At 51.7% G+C, this 22,751-nt stretch carries 22 protein-coding genes; 1 reads left to right on the top strand and 21 read right to left on the bottom strand.

From position 1 onward, the window contains the following. Nucleotides 1-5 precede the first annotated feature (5 nt). The 16 genes from AC4G46_RS01635 to AC4G46_RS01560 form a co-directional block, all read right to left on the bottom strand. Nucleotides 6-1,061 (bottom strand): ATP-grasp domain-containing protein, encoded by a 1,056-nt coding sequence (locus tag AC4G46_RS01635; protein WP_491126396.1) that lies wholly within the window; start codon nucleotides 1,059-1,061, stop codon nucleotides 6-8. Further along, on the bottom strand, nucleotides 1,058-1,891 hold the full coding sequence (locus tag AC4G46_RS01630; RefSeq protein WP_221803321.1) for an HAD family hydrolase: 834 nt from the start codon (nucleotides 1,889-1,891) through the stop codon (nucleotides 1,058-1,060). Before AC4G46_RS01630 ends, AC4G46_RS01635 begins: the two co-directional genes overlap by 4 nt. Beyond that, entirely contained in the window at nucleotides 1,888-3,045 is a 1,158-nt protein-coding gene (locus tag AC4G46_RS01625) for a cysteine protease StiP family protein (RefSeq protein WP_491128765.1), read from the bottom strand. Before AC4G46_RS01625 ends, AC4G46_RS01630 begins: the two co-directional genes overlap by 4 nt. Beyond that, a complete protein-coding gene (locus AC4G46_RS01620; protein WP_491128764.1) occupies nucleotides 3,032-4,336 on the bottom strand; it encodes a phosphoribosyltransferase family protein in 1,305 nt (434 codons plus the stop codon). Before AC4G46_RS01620 ends, AC4G46_RS01625 begins: the two co-directional genes overlap by 14 nt. Nucleotides 4,337-4,412: 76 nt before the next feature. Beyond that, the gene (locus AC4G46_RS01615; protein ID WP_491126395.1) at nucleotides 4,413-5,615 is read right to left on the bottom strand and encodes an HpcH/HpaI aldolase/citrate lyase family protein; all 1,203 of its coding nucleotides are present in this window, start codon (nucleotides 5,613-5,615) and stop codon (nucleotides 4,413-4,415) included. A gap of 216 nt (nucleotides 5,616-5,831) precedes the next feature. Beyond that, nucleotides 5,832-6,575, bottom strand: a complete 744-nt coding sequence (locus AC4G46_RS01610) for a TerC family protein (protein ID WP_491126394.1) — start codon at nucleotides 6,573-6,575, stop codon at nucleotides 5,832-5,834. A gap of 26 nt (nucleotides 6,576-6,601) precedes the next feature. Then, nucleotides 6,602-7,861 carry a TerD family protein gene (locus tag AC4G46_RS01605; RefSeq protein WP_491126393.1) on the bottom strand — a complete coding sequence of 420 codons (1,260 nt, stop codon included), beginning with the start codon at nucleotides 7,859-7,861 and terminating at the stop codon, nucleotides 6,602-6,604. Between the two features lie 130 nt (nucleotides 7,862-7,991). Continuing rightward, nucleotides 7,992-8,573 carry a TerD family protein gene (locus AC4G46_RS01600; RefSeq protein WP_277468924.1) on the bottom strand — a complete coding sequence of 194 codons (582 nt, stop codon included), beginning with the start codon at nucleotides 8,571-8,573 and terminating at the stop codon, nucleotides 7,992-7,994. Between the two features lie 22 nt (nucleotides 8,574-8,595). Continuing rightward, entirely contained in the window at nucleotides 8,596-9,171 is a 576-nt protein-coding gene (locus AC4G46_RS01595; protein WP_491126392.1) for a TerD family protein, read from the bottom strand. A 35-nt stretch (nucleotides 9,172-9,206) separates the two neighbouring features. Next, nucleotides 9,207-9,803, bottom strand: a complete 597-nt coding sequence (locus AC4G46_RS01590) for a TerD family protein (RefSeq protein WP_491126391.1) — start codon at nucleotides 9,801-9,803, stop codon at nucleotides 9,207-9,209. 123 nt (nucleotides 9,804-9,926) lie between these two features. Then, the gene (locus AC4G46_RS01585) at nucleotides 9,927-10,373 is read right to left on the bottom strand and encodes a tellurite resistance TerB family protein (protein ID WP_491126390.1); all 447 of its coding nucleotides are present in this window, start codon (nucleotides 10,371-10,373) and stop codon (nucleotides 9,927-9,929) included. Between the two features lie 155 nt (nucleotides 10,374-10,528). Beyond that, on the bottom strand, nucleotides 10,529-11,251 hold the full coding sequence (locus AC4G46_RS01580; protein WP_491128763.1) for an amino acid ABC transporter ATP-binding protein: 723 nt from the start codon (nucleotides 11,249-11,251) through the stop codon (nucleotides 10,529-10,531). Nucleotides 11,252-11,266: 15 nt separating this feature from the next. Continuing rightward, entirely contained in the window at nucleotides 11,267-11,914 is a 648-nt protein-coding gene (locus tag AC4G46_RS01575) for an amino acid ABC transporter permease (RefSeq protein WP_068727093.1), read from the bottom strand. 112 nt (nucleotides 11,915-12,026) lie between these two features. Further along, nucleotides 12,027-12,842, bottom strand: coding sequence for a transporter substrate-binding domain-containing protein (locus AC4G46_RS01570; protein ID WP_491126389.1), 816 nt, complete (start codon nucleotides 12,840-12,842; stop codon nucleotides 12,027-12,029). Between the two features lie 230 nt (nucleotides 12,843-13,072). Next, nucleotides 13,073-13,948 (bottom strand): N-carbamoylputrescine amidase, encoded by an 876-nt coding sequence (gene aguB, locus AC4G46_RS01565; RefSeq protein WP_068727090.1) that lies wholly within the window; start codon nucleotides 13,946-13,948, stop codon nucleotides 13,073-13,075. Nucleotides 13,949-13,974: 26 nt separating this feature from the next. After that, the gene (locus tag AC4G46_RS01560; RefSeq protein WP_491126388.1) at nucleotides 13,975-15,003 is read right to left on the bottom strand and encodes an agmatine deiminase family protein; all 1,029 of its coding nucleotides are present in this window, start codon (nucleotides 15,001-15,003) and stop codon (nucleotides 13,975-13,977) included. A gap of 217 nt (nucleotides 15,004-15,220) precedes the next feature. On the opposite strand from AC4G46_RS01560, the gene AC4G46_RS01555 reads away from it, so the two are divergent. Then, nucleotides 15,221-16,609: a helix-turn-helix domain-containing protein gene (locus tag AC4G46_RS01555; RefSeq protein WP_491126387.1), complete on the top strand. Its 1,389-nt coding sequence runs from the start codon at nucleotides 15,221-15,223 to the stop codon at nucleotides 16,607-16,609. Nucleotides 16,610-16,855: 246 nt separating this feature from the next. On the opposite strand, the gene yfcE is transcribed toward AC4G46_RS01555, so the two are convergent. The 5 genes from yfcE to pulA form a co-directional block, all read right to left on the bottom strand. Next, complete coding sequence (gene yfcE, locus AC4G46_RS01550; RefSeq protein WP_491126386.1) at nucleotides 16,856-17,398, bottom strand: phosphodiesterase; 543 nt, start codon at nucleotides 17,396-17,398, stop codon at nucleotides 16,856-16,858. Nucleotides 17,399-17,507: 109 nt separating this feature from the next. Beyond that, on the bottom strand, nucleotides 17,508-18,995 hold the full coding sequence (locus tag AC4G46_RS01545) for a glutamate synthase subunit beta (protein ID WP_491126385.1): 1,488 nt from the start codon (nucleotides 18,993-18,995) through the stop codon (nucleotides 17,508-17,510). Nucleotides 18,996-19,227: 232 nt separating this feature from the next. Next, the gene (locus AC4G46_RS01540; RefSeq protein WP_491126384.1) at nucleotides 19,228-20,202 is read right to left on the bottom strand and encodes a permease prefix domain 1-containing protein; all 975 of its coding nucleotides are present in this window, start codon (nucleotides 20,200-20,202) and stop codon (nucleotides 19,228-19,230) included. Between the two features lie 4 nt (nucleotides 20,203-20,206). Next, nucleotides 20,207-20,533: a PadR family transcriptional regulator gene (locus AC4G46_RS01535; protein WP_068727078.1), complete on the bottom strand. Its 327-nt coding sequence runs from the start codon at nucleotides 20,531-20,533 to the stop codon at nucleotides 20,207-20,209. 185 nt (nucleotides 20,534-20,718) lie between these two features. Beyond that, on the bottom strand, nucleotides 20,719-22,677 hold the full coding sequence (pulA, locus tag AC4G46_RS01530; protein ID WP_491126383.1) for a type I pullulanase: 1,959 nt from the start codon (nucleotides 22,675-22,677) through the stop codon (nucleotides 20,719-20,721). Between the last annotated feature and the right edge of the window lie 74 nt (nucleotides 22,678-22,751).

The following is a 22,751-nucleotide window of genomic DNA, read 5'->3' as shown; positions in this document are numbered from 1 at the left end:
TTCGCTTAATTCACCGCATCAGGAATGGTGGATTCAGCGAAGATTTTCATAATCATCGGCTGTTCGATATGGCTTGCAAGTACATCTTCACCGAACTGGACAGGCTCAACCTTGCCGCCGAGTGCGCTTTTGACAGCCAGGTACGGGAAGTTAATGCCAGACAGGCAGGAGACATGCAGGCCGCCCGACATCCGCGGATTAATCTCCAGCAGCTTGGGAACGGCACCGCCATACTTCATCTGAATATTATAATTGAACGGAATCTTGAACGTCTCTGCCACTCTGCGGGCAATATGCGCAAGCTCCGGAATATGCTCCATCACCCGCAGTCGTCCGGTATCCTTGCGCCGGGGAACCGCGGCCAGCAGCCTGCCGTCAGCATCGGCCAGACAATCAATACTGTACTCATAGCCTTCAAGCAGCTCCATCACCATCAGCTCCGGGAAGGACTCCACACCGGACAGAATACGGTAAGCATCGTCATAGGAAATATGCTGGGTTACATAGCCGAACAGCTCCTGCAGCGGGCTGCGGCTGTTGTTGATAATCCGGAAGCCGAGGCCCCCTTCCGTTTCGGTCGGCTTGAAGCAGACCCTGAGTCCCTTGGCAACCAGGTCCTCATATGCTGCCTTGAATTGCTCCGCATTGCTGACCACATGGTACTCAGGGATTTCCATAATCCCGGTTTCCTTAACCTTCTCGTAGAATTTCCCCTTATCCAGCATCATTTCCAGCAGGTCCAGATCACGGCAGACCAGCACTTTCGTACCGATTGCATCAAACTGTGCGGCATGCAGGGCGATATCCATCATGTGCAGGCGGGGAATAAAAATATCAATCTCATTGCGGCGGCAGAAGTCAACGCAGAACTGCACGTATTCGATACCTGTAACTGCGGGTTCCGTTCCGGCGATATCAGCGCCCTGAAGCGACATATGCTTAATATCGGGGTGGGTGGCAAAAATCTGTACAGGCACGCCGTCCTCATTGTTGCGGATGAGATTCATATAATGATAAGCCACGGAAAACCAGCGGTTAAAATAAATATTTACCTTTTTCATTGCGGCCCAACTCCCAATGTCGATAGATTATGATAAATCTTCTGCACATAACGCATAATTTCATCCCCCGCGAAGACGCCTCTGCACTCCGTAAAAGGATACTTTAATTTTACTTGAGTCGCCTGCTGCTCGGCAAATATTTCTCCGTGGCAGGGGGCGATGGCGTAGTCGGCGCTTTCCAGCAGGCTTTTATCCAGCAGCGAGTCACCGGAGGCTACCATCGGCTCCGAGCGTACGGTGCGCCGTACATGAATGATGGCATCGCTTTTGTTCACGGCCTCAGGCACCACATACAGCTTGCGGCCCTGCAGGGACACTCTCCAGCCTATCCTATGCAGGCGCTCAGACATATGATTAATCTCATCCAGCGGAAGGAGGTCGCGGTAAACCATATACGTATAAAACAGCTCGTCGCAGTAACGCTCACTGATAATCCATTCTGTACGCACTACAGACCGTACGATCTGCCTGACCTCCTCCGCTTCAGCCGAATGCTGCAGAACCAGCCTGCCGATATGACTGCGCCATTCCTGGTCAACCACGCCGTTCACAAGAATATTGCCGCCGTTGCTTGTAACCGCATAATCGGGTATGAGTGTCTCCTGGAACAGGTTAATCCGTTTGTATTCCGCAATCGTGCGGGTGGTAACCGGCATAAAGATGATGTCTGCCGTAAGCTCCTGCAGCAGCTCCAGCGCCCCGCGCGAAATATACGATCTTGTTACTCCCTCAATAATCTCTGCTGGCACCAGCCCCGGAGTATCCTCGGGAACGCCGAGCGCTCCGAGCGAATAGATCAGGGTCCGGTCCAGATCACTGGCATAGATCATTCTGATTCCCCTCCCCCCAGCGGCTTGATGATTCCGCAGCAGGAATAGGCCAGTCCCGGATATTCTTCAACCGGAACGTCACGTTCTTCCGCCAGCAGCAGAATGTGACGCAGATTCGGATTATCTCTAGTATCGACAATAATTTTCCAGGGTACCCGGCGCAGCAGCACGCGGGTGGTTTCCCCTACACCAGGCTTGATCAGATTGATATTGTCTATTCCGAAGCGCTCCTGCAAGGCCATAATATCACGCATTCCCCGCCAGGAAATCTCCGGAGGCGAGTCCTCCATCTCACCGGCAACAGCAACGGCCCCTTCTCTTACAGACGCGAAATAAGGAGTAATGGCGTCTATAAAGATATTGGAGTAGTCCTGATCCAGCCATTCCTTATAAAATTTCGCACCATGGAAATCCTCCGGCCCGGTCAGATCGTTCCGCTGCACCGTACGGCTCAGCAGGCCTGACACCGTTGAATTAAGGCAGGCACTGGGAATCAGATAATCCTCCCTTGTTCCGAAGGTCCCCGAGCAATGCCCGGGATCGGCCAGTACTGCCAGATCATCGCTGAGCCTTACCCCGTATCTGCTGTAGAAATCCTCACAGGATTCGGACAGCACTCTGGTGATTGCCCCCTTGCCTGTCCAGCCGTCCACGAATTGCAGCTTGGCGCCTGCACCGTGCTGCTGCAGAATATAGCGGATGGCGTTCAGGTCAAGTCCTTTACCGCGAATAATGGACACGCTGTAGTGCGGCAGCTCCGCGCCGTACGTCTCAGCGATATAACGGCGGATCAGCACGCCAACCGGCGTCCCTGCCCGGGCCAGTGAGACCAGCACCGTTCCTTCCGTACCACGCTTGGCCACAATCCGCTCGGAAACAGCGGCAACGGCCCGAGCCACCTTGGCTGCCGATTCCTGCAGCGTTTTCCGGAACAGCCCGATATACTCCTCGGTAGGCTGGTATTCCACCGGCAGCATCTCCGAATAACTCACCCCGGATTGAATGGCCTTCTCCCGCTCAGCCGTCCCCAGCTCGAGCGGCACACCGCCCAGATCCTTCAGCAGAAAAGTAACATCAGACGGCGGATAGCTGCCCATGGGAACCGGCGGAGCTATCCGCTGGCCCAGAACGGTGTTCAGGTTATCCGTTTCCATCATCTGCAGCTCCTTCCGCTTCCTCCCGGGGGGCGAGTACAATCAGATGCACCTTGCTTCCGGCAAGCCTCCTCAGAATATCAGTCATCGGTTTAATCCGATGGCCCGGAACATCACGCTCAAGTAGCACAAAAATATCATCATACTGCCCATACTCAACGTTATAGATATAGTTGGTGATTGACGGGTCGCCGGCAGACGGATAACCTGCTGCGCTGCGCACCCCGTAATCCGGCCTGTGCTGCGGATAGATCGGGCTGCGGGTGGAGGACTGATAGAATACGCCCTCTCCCATCTCCGCTGCAATCCGCATCGGCAGGTACATGAATTCGCCAACCCCCATGACCAGTGTACGGTCGCCTTCACGCAGCGCGCGGAGCTTCGCTGCTACCGCAGCAACCTCTTCGTCTATTTCAGCATTGTCAACGGAAGCAAGACCAAAACGCCCGCTAAGCTTCAAATACGGGGATGGGTTAATCTCTCCGCAGGAATCGGCGGAGCTGACGTTCAGCCGCTCCAGGCCATCTTGTATATAAGTATTTACCACAGGTACTCCAATGTCCTCATCCTGCTTGTCCTTACCCGCATCTGTATCCAGCAGCGGTGTTCCGTTCACCTCAATGGTTCCTTGCAGCAGCGATAGAGCGGTTATCTCAATGCCCAGCTCCTGCTCCAGATCCCGGTAAGCCTGAATATTGGCCGGGCTTCTCCAATCCAGCAGCGAAGCTACCACATACTCCCTGCGCGGGAATTTGGCCTGAATATCACGGATAATGTTGATGGCAGTATTGCCCGTTGTAATCTCGTCATCGACCAGAATGACCGGTTCATTACCGGACAGCAGCTCCGGGTGCAGCGCATAGCACAGATGATCTACCGCATGAGAGTGCTCCTCCTCAAAGCTGATCACGGAAGTAAGCTCCGGTATATCCTCACGGGTAGTATGAATATAAGACGCTCCGCCGGCAAAAAGGTTGTACATGCTGTGGCCCAAGGCGGTAGCGGTTTCGGCAAAGCCGATAAAGACGGCCGGATGCGGAAGGGTAAGCCGGGCTGCCAGCAGTGTGCGGTAAGCCTCCTCCGCATGCTGCGGATGAACCAGGCCATGTACCGCCTGATCCAGCAGCTTGTCCATCAAGGTTCCGGAGCCCCCTCCGTCCATCTGACGGTATAGCAGCAGCCCCAGCGCTGCCCCGCTTAGCAGCGGAGTATAGGGATTGACCGGAATATGCTTGCCCAGCACCCTGCTGACAAAAAGGAAGGAACGCTTCTTGTTAATCCGGGCTGCCATCGAAAACAGGGAATCAACCGGCATCTGAAAAGGGTTAGCCGTCTCTGTTACTGTAACCTGCAGATTGTCGACAATATCAAACGTGTGTATATTCGTTTTCGGGTAATAAGCAGGCAAAATGCTGTTCTTCATGTAACACCCCGTATACTTGAGATCTTTGTAAAATACGCTTCGCCCAGTTCAAATGCGGCTTAATTTCATTCATCTTGTTAAAATATTCACTTTTAAACACGCCGCGGCTGCCGTCATTGCTCTCAACAATGCTTAGCGCATCCACATATTCCTCATGCCGGACCGAATATATAGCCTGTACGGGTCTGAGATGGGACGGATGGATAATTGTCTTGCCCACAATGCCGTTTTCTTTGTCCAGCTTCACTTCGCGGATCAGGCCATCAGCTGAGCCGGAATAATAGCCGGCTTCCCGCGCCGGCCTGCCAAAGGACTCTTCAAAAGGCAGCGTCCGCAGCTGCGGCCGTAAACTGTGCCGCCCTTTATTGCCGAAATACTCCCATACCGGGCCTGAAATGACATAGCCCTCCTCCACCCTGCCGAATATATTTAGGATTTCCGAGATGCAGTCCCGGATGGGTGCAAGCTCATAAATACTGATCTCCGGGCTGCGGCGCAGTCCGAACAGGCTGGAGAAATCGGTTGCCCCGATTCTTACATTCAGCACATAATCGCGGTAGTCGCCCAGCAGATTGCGGATGGCCAGCAGGCTGTCAAGCCGGCTCTCCCGGTATATAATCGGCGCGCTCTCCAGAATCGGCATACCGTACAGAACGGGCGTATTGTAACTCCGTGAGCTGTTATAATCGGCAATAGCCTCGAAGAAATCGGCCCCGTTCTCAGCCGTGAATTTAGGAAAGACAAACCCGGTAAGCATTGTTATCAGCGGGCCCAGCCGGAAGATCAGCTGCTGCAGCTGTACAGGATTGCGCACACGGATAAAGATCAGCGGAAGGCTGTGTGCGGGATCATGCTCATTCTCTGTATAAGCGGATAAGAAGGACAGATGCCTGACCACAGACTCTTCGGCAAACCGGACTTCCCCGTCACCAATGGCATCCTCAAGGTCAATAATGACCGTCACAAGCCCTGATGCCCTCAGCTTCAGGATATCCTCGGCCACACTGGTGCGGGTAGCCGGCATATACAGCGCTGCACCAACCGCATAGGCCAGCAGCTCCTTGGCGGAATATTGATTAAACGTAACAGGCGGAGAGTAGAATAATGACGTTTCTTGTTCCTTAGTCAGGTAATCGAAATATTTCAAAGGCCGTTCCCCCTAATAGTTGTGCAAAACGAGGCAAAACAATAACAGAATGGCCTCTCCTTATAAAGAGCTGCAGAACCGCTTAAGCCGTCCTGTCGGGGACGGCTGCCGGCTTTCTCAAATACAAGCAAAGGCCATACTATTACATATACGATTACCAGACATAGAAGCCCGCACCTTCCCTGCGAAGACCTCCCACCTATAGAACTCTGACTATTAAGCTTGTTTATCCATTTCCTTCTTCTTCTTGGCAGCACTATACAGCATAGTTCCTGCAAAGACCGCAATCAGAACGGTGAAGAAAATGGCGTGCGGCAGCTCATATCCGAAGGCCCCCGCAAGCATCTTGCCGGCAATAATGGCAATCAGCAGGAATGCTGCCTGCTCCAGCTCAGGGAATCTCGCAATCAGCTTTAGGAATACTTGCGCCACACCGCGCATCATCAGCACGCCGAGAATACCGCCCAGGAACAGCACCCAAACTTCGCTGCTCAGACCGAAGGCTGCGATTACACTGTCAATACTGAAAGCAATATCCATTAATTCAACAAGCAGTACCGTCTTCCAGAAGGAGGCGCCTTTATTCTCCGTATGTCCTTCTTCTCCGCTGCCCTTAAATAATCCTTTATAGGCGATGTAAAATAGATACAGGGCTCCCAAAACTTTGACCAGCGTAAACTCGATCAGATAGGTGCCGAGTCCGATCGCCAGGAATCTGAAGATATACGCACCCAGAATCCCGTAAAAGAGCGCCTTCTTCTGCTGCTCCTTCGGCAAATGCTTTACCATTACCGCCAGTACGAGTGCGTTATCAGCAGAGAGCAGGCCCTCCAGCAGAACCAGACTGCCGATAATCCCCCAGCTCACCGGATCGGACAGCGTTGCTGCTATATCGCCCCAGGAGAAGAAATGACCGTAATTGTCGCTGATGCTTCTAAAAAACTCACTTAACCAACCCATCCATAATGCGCCTCCGCAAAATATAATTATTTACTGCCCGCTACCCAGCGTAATCCCCAGCCGTAGGCCTGATCCATTTCCCTGTGGCCGCCAAAATATTGCACAAGGCGCTCGATACTGAACGTTTCATCGCCGACGTTCTGTATAAGCGCAATCGCACACATCCCTTTACGGTTGTTATGCTCGTCCAGATTTACAATGATATCCGGCCCGTCGTCCTGATGAATGGTAACGACGCCATCCGCTTCAGACCAGTGGGTAACTCCCTGATAGATGAATGAAAAAATTAAAACCCGTCTGATTTCGGCAACCTTACTGCCGTTAATCCGCAGGTTCTCGCCTGATTTCACCGAGCCTGTCCGGTCGTCTCCATCAAGCATAATGTAAGGAGCCTGCTGAAGATGGCCAAACGCATTCCCGAGCGCCTGGACAACGCCCTTTCTGCCGTCCTTTAATTCATACAGGCAGGCAAGATCCAGATCTACACCGCCTTTGCGGCTGAATAATCCCCCGCCCTGCCTCTGGTTCCAGTTCAGATTAATCAGTATCTCACCAAGGCCTGAAGCCGATTTCTTGAGATTAATCGAATCCCCCTTCTTCTTAAGCTCAATCTTCTTCAAGTTAAGATTAAGCTGCGGCGCCGGGGGTGCTGGCGGTGCCGGAACAGGTGCAGGCGGTGGTACAGGTACCGGACGCGGCGGCGGGTTCTCCGCCTTTGGAGGAGCCGGCTCGTCTTCCACCTCAATGCCGTAATTGCCGCATAACGCCTTGAGTCCGCCTTCAAAACCGGCTACAATGGCGCTAAACTTCCAGTCTGCGTTATATCTATATAATTCTCCTACTACAACAGCCGTTTCCACAGAGAAATGATTTCCAAGATTACATCGCATGATTTCCTCGCCGGTGATCCGGTTCAGAAGCCGGAAGTAGGCATCGCTCATTTGCCCGAATGTCTGCCTGCGGCTCTCACCGTTATATAGGGTAATTGCAAATGCGATCCTCATCGTTTCAGAGGGGACCTTGTCCAGTTCAATTTCGAAGTGCTTCAGGCCGCTGGGTCCGCTGGCCGACATATCCTTATAGCGGATAAAGGGCGTAACCGGATTATTATAAAAGATCAGGTCATCATCACTGCTTACCTTCGCCTGTGCTCCCAGCAAAAATGCGGAAGCATCAATTTCCATATCAGCCGGAGCACGCCAGCTGATCTCTGCGGTCAGAGAACCCAGTCCGGGATTTCCGCGCGTCAGATCAACCTTCTGCCCTTTCACTGCCTCTATGCTCATATGCTTAAACCACCTTTAAACATTAGCTGTAAGTTACGGCTAGGAGTGTCGATTTCTTATAAATGCAATATGATTTAAAAAGGGCAGGATCACTGGGGATCCCGCCTTTGAAGCGATAACGCTGTTATTGCTATTGCGCGTCAAGTCCATAGTTCCGGCACAACGCCGCCAGTCCTCCGGTAAAGCCGCTGCCCACGGCCTGGAACTTCCAGTCCGCGCCATGGCGGTAAAATTCACAGAATACAACCGCCGTCTCTGTCGAGAAATCTTCACCGAGATCGAACCGCAGTACCTCACGTTCGCTTACAGCATCCACCACACGCACGAATGCATTGGAGACCTGTCCGAAATTCTGGGCACGACTCTCCGCATCATAGATGGTTACTGTTATGCCGACACGCTGAATCTGGGCCGGGACCTTGCTGAAATCAACAACAATCTGTTCATCATCGCCGTCGCCGGCACCGGTCCGGTTATCACCGGTGTGCGTCACAGAGCCTGCGCCGCCGCTCGGATTGTTGTAGAAAACAAAATCATCCTCGCCCTTGGCCTTGCCGTCCTGATGCAGCAGGAATGCAGAGGCATCCAGATCGAAATCCTTACCGCCGCTGTATTTATTCGTATCCCAGCCCAGTCCGACTACCACCTTCGTCAGACCCGGATTAGTCTTAGTCAGGTCAATCCGCTGTCCTTTGGAAAGACTGATTGTCACCGGCAATACCCTCTTTCCTGATTTATTGCAGTCCGTAGTCGCGGGTAAGGCCCGCCAGGCCGTCCTTGTAGCCGCTGCCGATTGCACTAAATTTCCACTCGCCGGCATTGCGGTACAGTTCGCCGACAACAACGCCGGTTTCGATAGAGAAATCCTCGCCGAGGTCAAAGCGGATCAGTTCTACATTGCTTTCATCGTTCACGATACGCACATAAGAACGGGAGACCTGTCCGAAATTCTGGCTTCTCTGCTCAGCTTCATAGATAGTAATGGTGAAAGCTACCTTCTCAACATCAGCAGGGATGTTCTTCAGGTCAATATCAATTACTTCGTCATCGCCTTCACCTTCGCCGGTGCGGTTATCGCCGGCATGAACCACAGAGCCGTTCTCATTCTGCTTGTTATTGAAGAAGATAAAGTTGGTTTCTTTGTCCACTTTACCGTTTGCGTTAGTCAGGAATACGGATACATCAAGGTCAAAGTCCTTGCCGCCATCATACTTGTTGGTGTCCCAGCCGAGACCTACTTTAATTTTGGACAAGCCCGGGTTAGTTTTCGTCAGATCGATCTTTTGCCCTTTGGATAAGTTAATTGCCATGGATAAAAACCTCTCTTCTATTAGAATTATTGAATTTAGATATATCGTTCAGCCAGTTGATTGATATGTGCTGCATGGGCGCCCTCACCGATGGCTGCGAATTTCCATTCCTCGCCGTGGCGGTAGAGCTCCCCGCAAATAAGTGCCGTAAAGCCTGTGTAATTGTCAGTCAGGTTAAACCGCACCAGCTCATTATTACCGGATGCGTTGATAATGCGGATATAAGCCGATTTGATCATTCCGAAATCCTGCTTGCGGTTGACGGCATCATAGATATTCACGACTACGAGAACCCTGTGCACATCGGAAGGAATCGCCTTCAGATTAACCTTGATCTGCTCGTCGTCACCATCACCGTCGCCGGTCAGGTTATCACCCGAGTGGACAACCGAATTATTAGGATTCTGTTTGTTATGGAAGCATACCAGATTCGTTTTGTTCAGCAGCTTGCCGCCTTCACTCAGCAGAATGGCCGAAGCATCACAGTCCACGTTGGCCTGCTTCTTCACCCCGAAGAATCCGCGTGCAGGCTCAGCCGGGTCCCAGCCCAGGCCTACAACAACATTAGTCAGTCCGGCATTTCCTTTAGTAAGATCAATCTTCTGTCCTTTTACGAGATTAATTCCAGCCAACTTTAAGTACCTCCGTTCCCAAAAAGAATCACAGCCTGCAAGTCCAGCCTGAGGTTGTTCTATCAGTGATACGGTCCAGCTTCCCTTTCGTTTCAAACGAGTCCGATAAAATATCTGCGCCTCTTAAAGGCTGAATTCACCCGGGTTAAGTCCCAGCACCGCGCAGATGTTACGGACAATAGCCTTCTCGTTCTCGTCAAAATCACCATCTGCCGCACCGATCGCGGAGCAGACGCCTACAATGACACGGCCGACTTCAGGCTTGCCGGTGAACTTGCCGATTGCCTTAAGCGCTTCCTGCTTGCCGATCTCCGGAGAGAAGTCAAAATTGCTGACATAGAAGTTGAATTGGGTAATTACATCTCTCATATCAAATACCTTGAGTTCGTTGCTGAGGTTCATATAGCCGGCCATCTTGTTCTTCTCGGCTTCCTCGATCTTACCGTCAGCAGCAGCTACCAGGGCGCAGCCTGCAACTACCGCATTCATGAAATCTTTATTTTTAAATTTCTTAACCTGCTCAGTCAGTCCGTTTTTGGTGGTGTTCAGCCAATTTTTGAAAGTGCTCATTGTATTCTCCTTCTATCATTTAAATGATGATAAACATAAAGATAGCAGAGAGCCTCCTCCCCGTCATTTCGACAGATATTTGCTGTATTCATCGGCATTCAGCCTACCACTCTAATATAACCGATTGAATTGCAATATTCTAGTTTGCCAGATTTTCACAGCACCTTTGAGAGAAATTCGCGGGTACGCTCATGGGACGGGCTCCCGAACAGCTGCTCCGGAGCCCCCTCCTCCACTATGACCCCTTGCTCCATGAACAGAACACGATCCCCTACTTCACGGGCGAAGCCCATTTCATGCGTAACCACAACCATTGTCATCCCTTCACGCGCCAGGTCCTTCATGACCGCCAGCACTTCGCCGACCATTTCCGGATCAAGCGCCGACGTCGGCTCATCAAAGAGCATAATTTTGGGCTCCATCGCAAGCGCCCTGGCGATTGCCACCCGTTGTGACTGTCCGCCGGACAGCGAGGCCGGGTACACCTCTGCCTTATCGCTTAGCCCTACCTTCTGCAGCAGCTCCAGCGCCTTCTGCCGCGCCTTATCCTCAGGCCATTTACGGACCTGCACAGGAGCAAGCATTATATTCTCGATCACCTTTTTGTGCGGAAACAGATTAAACTGCTGAAACACCATGCCAACCTCTGTACGGATATCGTTAATCCTTGTGTTTTTGTCCATCAAGGAGGTGCCTTCAATGATAATATCGCCGCCCTGCGGCTGCTCCAGCAGGTTAAGACAGCGCAAAAAGGTCGACTTGCCCGAGCCTGAAGGCCCGATAACCACTACAACCTCACGGCTGTGAATGTCTGCATTAATATCGGTCAGCACCTGATGCGCTCCAAAAAATTTATTTAAATGTCTAACTTTGATGATAGGCTCCATACAGGATTACACCTTCCGTTCAATATAATTGAGCAGCTTGCTGAGGGAATAAGTAAGGATGAAGTAGATCAGCGCTGCAGTCAGGTACGGCTCCCAGATCCGCAAATACTGGCCTTTCATGGTGTTGCTCCAGAACATAATCTCGGGTGCCGCAACCAGTGCCAGCAGGGAGGAATCTTTGACCAGGACGATAAATTCATTCCCGAAGGCCGGCACCATACGCTTGATCGCCTGCGGCAGAATAATAAACCGCATCGCCTGCCATTTGGTCATGCCCAGTGACAGGGCGGCTTCACGCTGTCCGGGATCGATGGACTGGATGCCTGCACGAAAAATCTCTGCAGAATAGGCGGCAGAATTCAGGGAGAGTGCTACGAAAGAGGTCATCAGGACATTGGTTGTCCCGTAAAAGGCCGGAATCAGCCCGAAGTGCACGATCAGAATCTGCACATACAGCGGCGTTCCCCGGAAAAAGTTGATATAGGAATGAAACGGCCAGCGGTAGATGGCCTTTGGCGCCATTTTGCCAAACCCGATGCCCAGTCCCAGGATAGAGCCGATCAGGATGGATACAATCGATACCCCGATCGTAAACAGCGTCCCTCTTAAAAAGACCGGTAAATAATGCACAATGATGTCAAATCTGAAGTCCATAGAACTCGTCCCTTCTCTTCTGCTTCTTTCTGTCTCTCTTTAGCCTTCTTCAAAAAAAGAAGCATGCGCAATAGCAATCATTACGCATGCTTTGAGGTTTACCGGGTAATGCTTATTCCGCGTTCAGCAGTGCAGCCGTATCCGGCTCTTCACCGAACCATTCTTTATAAATTTCCGCATATTTGCCGTTCTCGATAACCGTTTTGATGGCCGGGTCTAGCTTCGCCTTCCATTCGCTGCCCTTTGGATACAGAACACCGTAATATTCCGAGCCAAAGTTTTCCTTATCGAGGATACCTACCAGCTTCTCCTTCGGATTGTTCTTGATATATTCATTTACGATTGCAATATCAGCCACGACCGCATCCGCACCGCCTGCATTCAATTCCATCAGTGCCACTGCGTTACTGTCAAAGCGCTTCAGATTCGTATTGTCGACACCCATAATACCGCTCATCAGATCATCGGCAGTTGTTGCGCCCTGTACGGCCACAACCTTATCCTTCAGATCCAGGGCACTCTTGATGTCACTGCCTTCCTTAACCATGATCATATTGGTAGATTCAAAGTAAGGAATGGAGTAATCGTAGGTTTCCTTACGCTCGTCTGTAATGGATACCGAAGACACGCCAGCCTGATATTCCGTTCCCTGCTGCACGCTGGTGAGCATTGTATCCCAGCCGGTATTGGTGATGGTGTATTTCACTCCGGCTTCTTCCATTACCGCCTTGATGAAATCAATATCAAATCCCTTGATTGTGTCCGTATCCATATACTCCATTGGCGCGTAGCTTGCATCGGTGGCAATTTTGATGGTCTCCCCCGCAGCTGCATTACCGCCCGCATCGTTATTTGAGCCGCAGCCCGCCATTGTCAGCATAAAGCATGCAACTAAAGCTGACATAGCCCATTTCTTCCCGATCCCCATACTCCAATCCCCCTACTATTTTTGTAAAATACTTATAGAGATTTTATCAGATTAAAGCAGTGGTGACAATTAACTTTTCTCCTTTATGTTAGTTTACATGACATGTTATCAAGATATTGTAACATTTCCCGTTCTATTTGCGGACTGCAGTTGAGCTTAAGGGTATTAGAAACACAAAAAAGGCTGTCTCCGAAAGAGACAGCCTCGTAACCTTGCTATTTTATGGCTGATTAGAATGTCAGATCACCGTCATAAGAAGCGATCAACCGGTACAGCTCAGGACGGCGGTCACGGAAAATCCCCCACTCGATCCGCCCGACCTCAAGCGCGTCCAGATCGAATTCACTGACCAGCACCGCCTGTTCATCGCGTCCGGCTTCAACCACCTTGTTGCCCTGCGGACCTGCAATGAATGAAGAACCATAGAAGTTGATGCTGGACTCTTCGTCGCTCTCCTCACCGATCCGGTTGGAAGCAACCACAGGAATCAGATTAGCTGCCGCATGTCCCAGCATGCAGGTCTGCCAGTGATCCTTGGAATCAATCGAGCCATCCTGCGGCTCTGAACCGATGGCCGTCGGGTAGAACAGAATCTCCGCTCCCATCAGGCTCATGACGCGTGCCGCTTCCGGATACCACTGATCCCAGCATACACCTACGCCGATTTTGGCATAGCGGGTATTCCAGACCTTAAAGCCGGTGTCACCCGGATTGAAGTAGAACTTCTCCTCGTATCCGGGGCCGTCCGGAATATGGCTCTTGCGGTATTTGCCGAGCACTGTACCGTCGGCATCTATGACTGCCAGCGAATTGTAGCGCGCGTAGTTCTTTTTCTCATAGAAGCTGATCGGCAGCACTACCTGCAGCTCTTTGGCAATCGCCTTGAAATGGTTCACCGCCTTGTTGTTCTCAAGCTCGGTTGCATACGCGTAATAGTCGGATTTCTCCTTCTGGCAGAAATACGGGGTTTCGAACAGCTCCTGAAGCAGAATAATCTGTGCTCCCTGCGCCGCTGCTTCCCTTACCAAAACCTCAGCCTTGCGGATATTTTCATCAATGTCACCGGAACAGCTCATTTGTGTTGCGGCTACTTTTACTTTTCTCACGATTTGGGTCCTCCTTGCAAATTCAGTTATTTCCGTGCAGGCATCTGCTGGGTGGTGCAGTGTACATTTCCGCCTTCACCGATTACAGCCATACCATTCACAGTACGGATTCTGCGGTCAGGATAGAGGGCTGCGAGCTGCTGCTCGGCAAGCTTGTCCGTCTCAGCTGCCGTACCGCCGAACACCGGGAGAATGATGCCGCCGTTCACAAAATAAAAATTCAGATAGCTGAGCGTGAGCCGGCTGTCTTCATAATCAACACGCGGGGGCTGCTGTATCCGGATAATCTCAAGCTTACGCCCTTTGGCATCCACCGCATTCTCTAGAATACGCAGATTCTCCCGGGTGATTTCGTAGTTCTCATCTTCCTTATCATCGCAGACCTGGATAATGACCTTGCCGGGTGCAGCGAAGCAGGCAATATTGTCGACATGGCCGTCGGTTTCATCACCGCTGAGGCCTCGTTTCAGCCAGATAATGGACTCTGTGCCGGTATACTGGCGCACATACTCCTCAATCTCTGAGCGGCTCAGCTCCGGATTGCGGTTGGTATTAAGCAGACACTCCTCGGTAGTGATCAGCGTTCCCTCACCGTCAGTATGGATGGAACCGCCCTCCATTACCAGCGGTGCATCAAAACGCTCAACCTGCAGGGATTCCAGAATCTGGGGAGCCACTGCATCATCAAGGTCCCAAGGCATATATTTGCCGCCCCAGGCATTAAACTTCCAGTTCACCCCGGCAAGCTTTCCGTCCCCCGCAGCAACAAAGGTCGGTCCGTTATCACGCAGCCAGGCATCATTGTGACGGACCGGCAGCAGGGTAACATTTGCGCCGAGATTAAAAACCTCTACCGCTTCCAGCTCCTCAGGGTTTACAATTACTGTAACTGGCTCAAACTCGGCAATTGCCTTTATAATTTCAGCATACCCTTCGCTTACCGATTTGTAATGATCCGGGAACACCATGGAGGCTTGCACCGGCCAGGAAATGAAAGTCCGTTCATGCTTCTCCCATTCCGCCGGCATTGTATAATTTAACTCTTTAGGATACATTCGTTAGATACCTCTGTCAGTTATATTTGAAGCAGCCTGCACATGCAAAAATGCTCCTTACCCATCATACAATAATATAGGAGCACGCTCAATTGGCAGAAATCTGCATGTTTTCACATATACGCCGTAACTCTAATATTGACCAACGTTAAATTATGTATAATACTGGAAGATGTATATTTAATACCGGTTCCACAGCGTGAAAGGTGGTTATCATTTGGAAGCTGCATCCACGATCCTAACAGAGCTTGAAGATTATATGAAGCGTGAAGCTCTAACCATATCTAAATTTGCTGCGCGTTCCGGGATGAACTCCGGCACACTCAGTAACGTCATTCAGGGTCACCGCCCAATTGCAATGCAGCAGCTGGACCGGATTACTCTGGCCATGAATCTGCCTGAAGGATATTTTTATGAACTGTACGTTGATAACTATATTATTAACGGTGCCCCGGACTGGCGGCGGATCGGACCACTGCTACAGCGCTGTGCGGATCTGAATAAGCTGGAGGCAATCCACCGCATAGTCCAGCATATTATGGACAAGCTGATCTATGCCCCGATGCTGTTTGATACGGCAGAAGAGCTGTACGCACAGGGGCGTTTGGCGGCCGCTGCCCTTATGTATGAGAGCGTCGCCGAAGGTGAACGGTTCCAGCATTCTGAGCGTCTGGCGCTTTGCCGGTACAGACTGTTTATGATTGGACTGGGCGACAGCCAGGAAGCAAATCTGCACGCCGCGAACCAATTTGAGCCTTACGTGGAGCGTCTGGACGAAGCTGACCAGCTTGATGCGCTTAAGCATCTGGCCGATGTCTATGCCTCTATGCACCTATGGAAAAAGGTTGATGATCTGGCTGTGCTTATGGGACAGAAATCCAGCCTTCAGTATAAGCATCTCACAAAGGAATCCGGGCAAAAGCAGCCGAACCGTCCTCTGATTTACTATATTTTATATTCTTATTTGCTGCGCTCCCTTGTATCTGATGAACTTGGCAACTATGACAACGCTCTGCATTACGCTTCATTGTATGCCGATATGAGTTGGGTAAGAGCCCCTTATACTCCCGAGGAGCAGCGGGTCATGGAGCAGTTTCAGGAATGGGCAACCGCCAATATGTACTTATACCGCCTGATGGCAGGTCATATAGAGGTGCTTCACGAATACGTCCGCTATGTCGAAAATAAAGAAAATGAGATCTTTCCTGCCCTGTTTAAAATTATGCAGGCAGCCAACCGATATAACTTCGATGTCGACGGAATTCTGGATCAGTTTCAGGATTACCTGTCCTACAGGGAACAGCACAGCCGCCTCGGTAAGTTCACCCAGCAGCTGACTGGCGACAGATATACCCGGTTTCTAACCGAACTGGCAGTGTATCATCTCCGACATAATAATTTCGAAAAGGGTTTCCTTTTCTTATTAGATAGTTTGGAATCATCTGTTAGTATTAGAAATGACGCTATCACAGTTAAATGCGTTGCGCTTTTTGAAAAGTACCGGGACCTGGCGTCCCCGGAACAGATTCAGAAATACACCATTTCCATTAGCGAGGTGCAAAGGATTAATGAAGAAAAAGATGGCATTATTGTTGTCAGCAGCTAGTATTGTATTCATCCTTGCCTTTCCGGCATATGCCGGAATCAACACAACTGAGGCTATCTATAAACCTCTGACCCATGGTGCCGGGGGCTAAGTTCAGGTCATTTGTGTAGCGGATTTCAGGAACTCAGCCGGAACATAGTGAAGCTTCGCAAAGGGAGCCGCGTTTATCGCGCAGCTCCCTTTTTTTGCATGCTTGCTATAACTGTCCGAAACACTATGGCCCCGGCTCGGCAGACTACTGTATCTTCACAGCCGGATCTGCTTCACTGTATTTCCGTCAAAATCCTTAATCGTAAATATACCGTCGGCCAGGATACCGTAAGAATGCGGGTTGTTCTCTTTCGGCAATGAGATAGAGCCCGGATTCAGCACGTAAACGCCTTCCTTTACATCTGCTACCGGAAGATGCGTGTGCCCCTGGATAAAAATATCACCCGGCGCGAGCGGCGGCAGCTGTTCGATGCTGAAGCCATGTCCGTGTGTGGCATAAATCTTCCGCCCTTCATGCAGGATCAGCACATAATCGCCCATCATCGGGAATTGCAGCAGCATCTGGTCAACCTCGGCATCACAATTGCCGCGTACAGCAACCAGCGACTTGCCGTAGGCGTTGAGCCGGGCGGCCACCCCTTGGGGGTCATATCCCTCCGGCAGCGGATTGCGCGGGCCATGATACAAGAAATCACCAAGGATAACAAGCGTATGCGGCTGCTCCTCTTCGGCCTTGCTCAGAGCCTTCTCCAGCCAATACAGTGAGCCGTGGATATCAGAGATAAACATCAATTTCATTGTGCAGACTTCCTTTCCGTTATTCCATATCATTATTATCTTATCGCTCCCGGCAGGAGCATGCAAAACAGGACGCCGCCGGCGTCCTGCACTTATCTTATTATTCGCTTTATTTAGGCAGATCGGAAGCTCCCATTAAATAACGGTCAACCTCCCGGGCTGTCTGCCGGCCTTCTTGAATCGCCCAGACCACCAGACTCTGTCCGCGGCGCATGTCTCCGGCTGTAAACACACCTTCGATATTGGTTGTCTGAACTCCAAATTCAGCCTTGGCATTGGAACGCTCATCACGCTCAACTCCGAGCTGGTCCAGCAGGGTGTCTTCCGGTCCCGTGAAGCCCAGGGCCAGCAGTACAAGCTGCGTCTTGAGCACTTCCCCGCTGCCCGGTACCTCCTGCGCCACCATCCGGCCCTGCTCGTTACGGACCCACTCAATACGTACCGTATGCAGCTCCTGCACATGTCCGCCGTCATCGCCTACAAAACGCTTCGAGGATACGAGATAGCGGCGCGGGTCTTCCTTATACAGAGCCGCTGCCTCATGCTGGCCGTAGTCTACCTTCAGCACCTTGGGCCATTCCGGCCAAGGGTTGCCCGGCTGGCGGGTCAGCGGAGACTGCGGCATAATCTCCAGCTGGATGACGCTGCGGCAGCCGTGGCGGATCGAAGTCGCCACACAGTCAGTACCGGTGTCACCGCCGCCAATGACAACAACATCCTTGCCTGCCGCAGACAGGTATTCGCCGTCAGCCAGACCGGAATCGAGCAGGCTCTTCGTGTTCAGAGTCAGGAACTCCATCGCCTGGTGGATTCCGCGCAGTTCGCGGCCCTCGATCGGCAGGTCACGCGCCTGGGTCGAGCCTCCGCACAGGACAACAGCATCATTCTCCTCCTGCAGCTGCGAAGCGGCAATATCCCTGCCGATCTCTGTCCGGGTCACGAATGTGATGCCTTCAGCAGCAAGCAGATCCACCCGGCGCTGAACGGTCTGCTTATCCAGCTTCATGTTCGGAATTCCGTAGGTCAGCAGTCCGCCGATCCGGTCAGCCCGCTCGTAGACGGTTACCGTATGTCCCGCTTTGTTGAGCTGGGCGGCGCAGGCGAGTCCGGCGGGACCGGAGCCGACAACGGCTACTCTCTTGCCTGTGCGCACCAGCGGCGGCTCAGGAACGATCCAGCCTTCGGCAAAGCCGCGGTCAACAATGGAGCGCTCAATCGTCTTAATGGTTACCGGGCTGCCGTTCATTCCCACAGTGCAGGCGCCTTCGCACGGAGAAGGACAGACGCGTCCCGTAAACTCAGGAAAGTTATTCGTCTTATGCAGCCGCTTGAGGGCAACCTGCCAGTTGCCGCGGTATACCAGGTCATTCCATTCGGGAATCAGATTATGCAGCGGACAGCCGGACGCCATTCCCGACAGCAGGCGTCCTACATGGCAAAAGGGTGTTCCGCAGTCCATGCAGCGGGAACCCTGCTCCTTCAGTTTATCTTTATCCATCGGCAGCAGAAATTCATCCCAGTTCTTAATACGCTGCAGCGGCTCGCACTCTGCGGCCGTCTGCCGCTGAAATTCCATAAATCCGGTTGCTTTACCCATTCCTAGTCATCCTCCGAGTTTCTCTGATTGGCCGCCGTTAATAACATAGAAGCGGCATTGTTGCCCATTCGGCGCCAAAAAGATGGTTACTCTTTGTCACCGGCTGATCATTTGATACTGTAAAGCAGCAAAGTAGTGCCTATATATTATCATTGATCTTTTGCCGCCTAAATGAGCAATGTCACTTTTTTAATTAAAATTACGGGGATGGGTAAAGCCCTTCAAGAAAGCCCTAACGGGCTTTTACCAGATTATATACCGAGCCGAATATGCCGAGCAGAATGCCGGTTACCGGAAATACGACCCAGTTAATATCCCAGCGCTGGAAAACAAAGCCGCTAATCAGAAAAATGCAGGTAGCCAGCGGCCAGACAATAGAAGCGATTGAGCCCATGATGCGCTTTTCTTCCTTTTTTTCAGGAGTGAGCTCGATAAATTCTCCTTCCTTGAGCAGGAAGCTGAAGCTCTCCTTGATCGTTCCGTAATAGATGAACAGAAAGACTGCCAGGGCGATGAGCAGGAGCATGATAGCCGCACCATAAGCCGTGGTGTCCTCACTGACGGCAGCCCAGACAATAACCAGAACCGGTGATACTACACAAAGACAAATGCCGAGTGTCAGCGACAAGGTATAGGTGGGAGTAAATGCACGGCTGCGCTGCTCAAGCTCTGTCCGCAAAAAGTAGGGCAGATTAAAGCCTTTTTGCAGATATTTATATTTGTCCATCATAGAGCTGCTGTAAATGAACAGGCCGACCGCAAAAGCTATCAGCACCAGCAGTATACTTACACCGATCATTCCGGCGGCATCCTCCGAGAGCACACCGCGCAGAAAGCCGAATTCAGCAAGGGTAACAAGAACCATCAGCAGCGCGGGACCGATCATACACAGCATAACTCCGACTCCCACCATGAAGCCGGCCCTCTTCTTCGCCACTGTATAGCTCCAGGTATCCTCGGGCGCAAGCAGCGGAAGCAGCGTATCCTCTCCGCCCTTGGCCAGTTCAAGCTCTTCAATCAGCTCATCAATGTTCCCGAATTCAGAAATGACGATGCCGACCGCTTCGTTTTCCGATTTCCCTTCTTTTTTGAGCTCATGATATTTCTCCTCCATATTGGCAAGCAGATCCTGCTTCAGATTGAATGTCTGCTCTGTCCTGGGCAGGGAAGCGAACATATTATTCAAATATGCGGCTATTGTATCCATGTCACTACAGCTCCTTTATAAATTTATTGACAACCTCTTGCGTAACCTTCCACTCTGCGCATTTCTCCCGGTAATAGGCCAGCCCCAGCGGGGTGATGCGGTAATAAGTGCGTCTCTTTCCAAACGTCTCATCCTGAAAAAAAGAATCGATATAACCATTCTTCTCAAGCCGGGTGAACGCAGAGTAAAGGGTGGTTTCCTTCATCACATACTTCTCGTCTGACAGCTTCCTGATGTTCTTGGATATTTCATATCCGTAAGATTCGCCATCAAGCAGCATGTAGAGAATAAGGGTATCGTTATATCCCCGGATAACATCACTGCTGATCAAGATATGTCCTCCTTAGCGGTTTGCTTTTACTTCATCTGTCGTAGTAATTGAATTGTAGCATAGTTACTACGACAGGTGAAGTACTTTTCCAAAAAATAGGCTTACTCAGGCAAAAAAATACGGATGCCCTCCTTATTCAGGAGCAGCATCCGTTGTTTGTTTATTAAAGCTTATAGAATGTATAGCTACGGCTGTACAGCGAGTACAACCATACCTGTTCCCCCGACTGTGAGCTTCCCGCCGGCAAGCCCCGGGGACAGCTCTTCGCCGAACAGAATGCTCCATTCGCCAAGGGCAGGCAGCTTCAGGGAAGCCCCGTCCGGATTGGCATTATAGAGCACATACAGATGCTCCGCAGCATCCCCCCCGGCATGCCCGCGCAGTGTATAGGCAACTGCACCGGCCGGCGCCTGCTCAAACATCAGCGACGCCCGGATTTCCTCTGCTGTGCGCAGTCGGAAGGCCGGGTGCGCCTTGCGCAGCGCGATCAGCCGCTTCATGTATTCAACATCAGCGGCATGCGCAGCGCAGCGCTCCCAATCCATCCAGTTGACCTCTGCCGGCGACTTATAGCTGTTCTCGACTCCGTCCTTGGTCCGCATAAACTCCTGACCGGCGTGCAGGAACGGGATCCCCTGGCTGGTCAGCACCATTGCTGATGCAAAACGGTGCATTGCTATCCTGTCCGGATCGCTCTCACCCTTGGTGGACAAAACAATTTTGTCCCAGAGCGTGTGGTTATCATGACATTCCACAAAATTCACACATTGCTGCGGCTCATCGGCAAACTGCCCCGCTTCCTGTCCATGGACAACGCCTCCCGTAATGCCGGTCTTGACGGCCTGCTCAAGGCCGCTTTTGCCGCTGACAAATCCCCGCTCCCCATAGCGGAAAATATTGCCCTTCACCGCATCGCGGAAGCCGTCGTTGAAATGCCCGATCCCAGGCAGCACATCCGCGTTGCTCTGGCTGGCCAGCTTCTCGGGTGCCAGCTCGGTGTCCATGACCCAGCCTTCGCCGATCGTCATAATCGAAGGGTCCATATCATCCAGCCGGCGGCGGATCTCCTGCATTGTCCCTACATCAATCAGACCCATCAGATCAAAGCGGAAGCCGTCAATATGATATTCCTGCGCCCAGTACAGGACCGACTCCACGATGAAGCGCGAAACCATCAGCCGTTCGCTGGCAACATCATTCCCGCAGCCCGAGCCATTGGACAGGCTGCCGTCCGGCTTGTAACGGAGATAGTAACCGGGAACCAGCTTCGTGAAGTTCACACGGAAGCCGTCGTATACATGGTTGTAAACGACATCCATTATGACACGCAGCCCGCGGTCATGCAGCGCCTGTATCATCGTCTTGAGTTCACGGATACGCACAGCCGGTGCATAAGGATTAGTGGCATAGGAGCCTTCAGGCGCATTATAATTTTTGGGATCGTAGCCCCAGTTATAGTGGGGCTGATCCAGCTGCGTTTCATCAACGCTCTCTGTCGCATAATCATAAATCGGCAGCAGCTGCACATGCGTCACCCCGAGACCGGCGATATGATCCAGTCCGGTGGCAATTCCGCCGGGACCGCGGGTACCTTCCTCGGCCAGGCCGAGATATTGGCTTTTATGGACAATGCCGCTGGCCGGATGTACCGACAAGTCACGCAGATGCAGCTCATAAATAACGGCATCGACCGGATCGGCAAGCGGCGGCTTGTCTTCCGTCCAGCGCGCAGGATTGGTCTTCGACATATCCAGAACGGCACTCCGGTCACCGTTAACCCCTACAGCCCGGGCATAGGGGTCTGCCGCTTCGTTCCACTGCTCCCCGACACGCACCCGGTAAGTATAAAACTTGCCCTCCAGATCACCGGGCACATTCAGCCTCCAGGTACCGCGCACTTCGCGGGTCATCGGCAGATGCTCACCTTCTGCATCCTGCCAGGCAGTGTAGAGTATAACCTCTGCTTCAAAGGCAGTAGGTGCCCATAGACAGAAGGAGGATTGTTGCGGAGTATAGCTTAAGCCAAGATCATTGCCGTCATAGCTGAAGAGATTATCAAACTCCTGGTCGAACACGGATATTCCGCCGGTAGCGGCCGGATCACCATAATGAATCGGTTCTTTCATTTCTTTTTGTACGGACAAGGCAACCTGTCTCCTTTACCCTTTAATAACTGGAATCATAGAGTCATTATCCCAATAGCGCAAACGTTTGTACA

The sequence above is a fragment of the Paenibacillus sp. fava2 genome (assembly GCF_058313675.1).
This window is presented reverse-complemented; position numbering and strand designations above follow the sequence as displayed.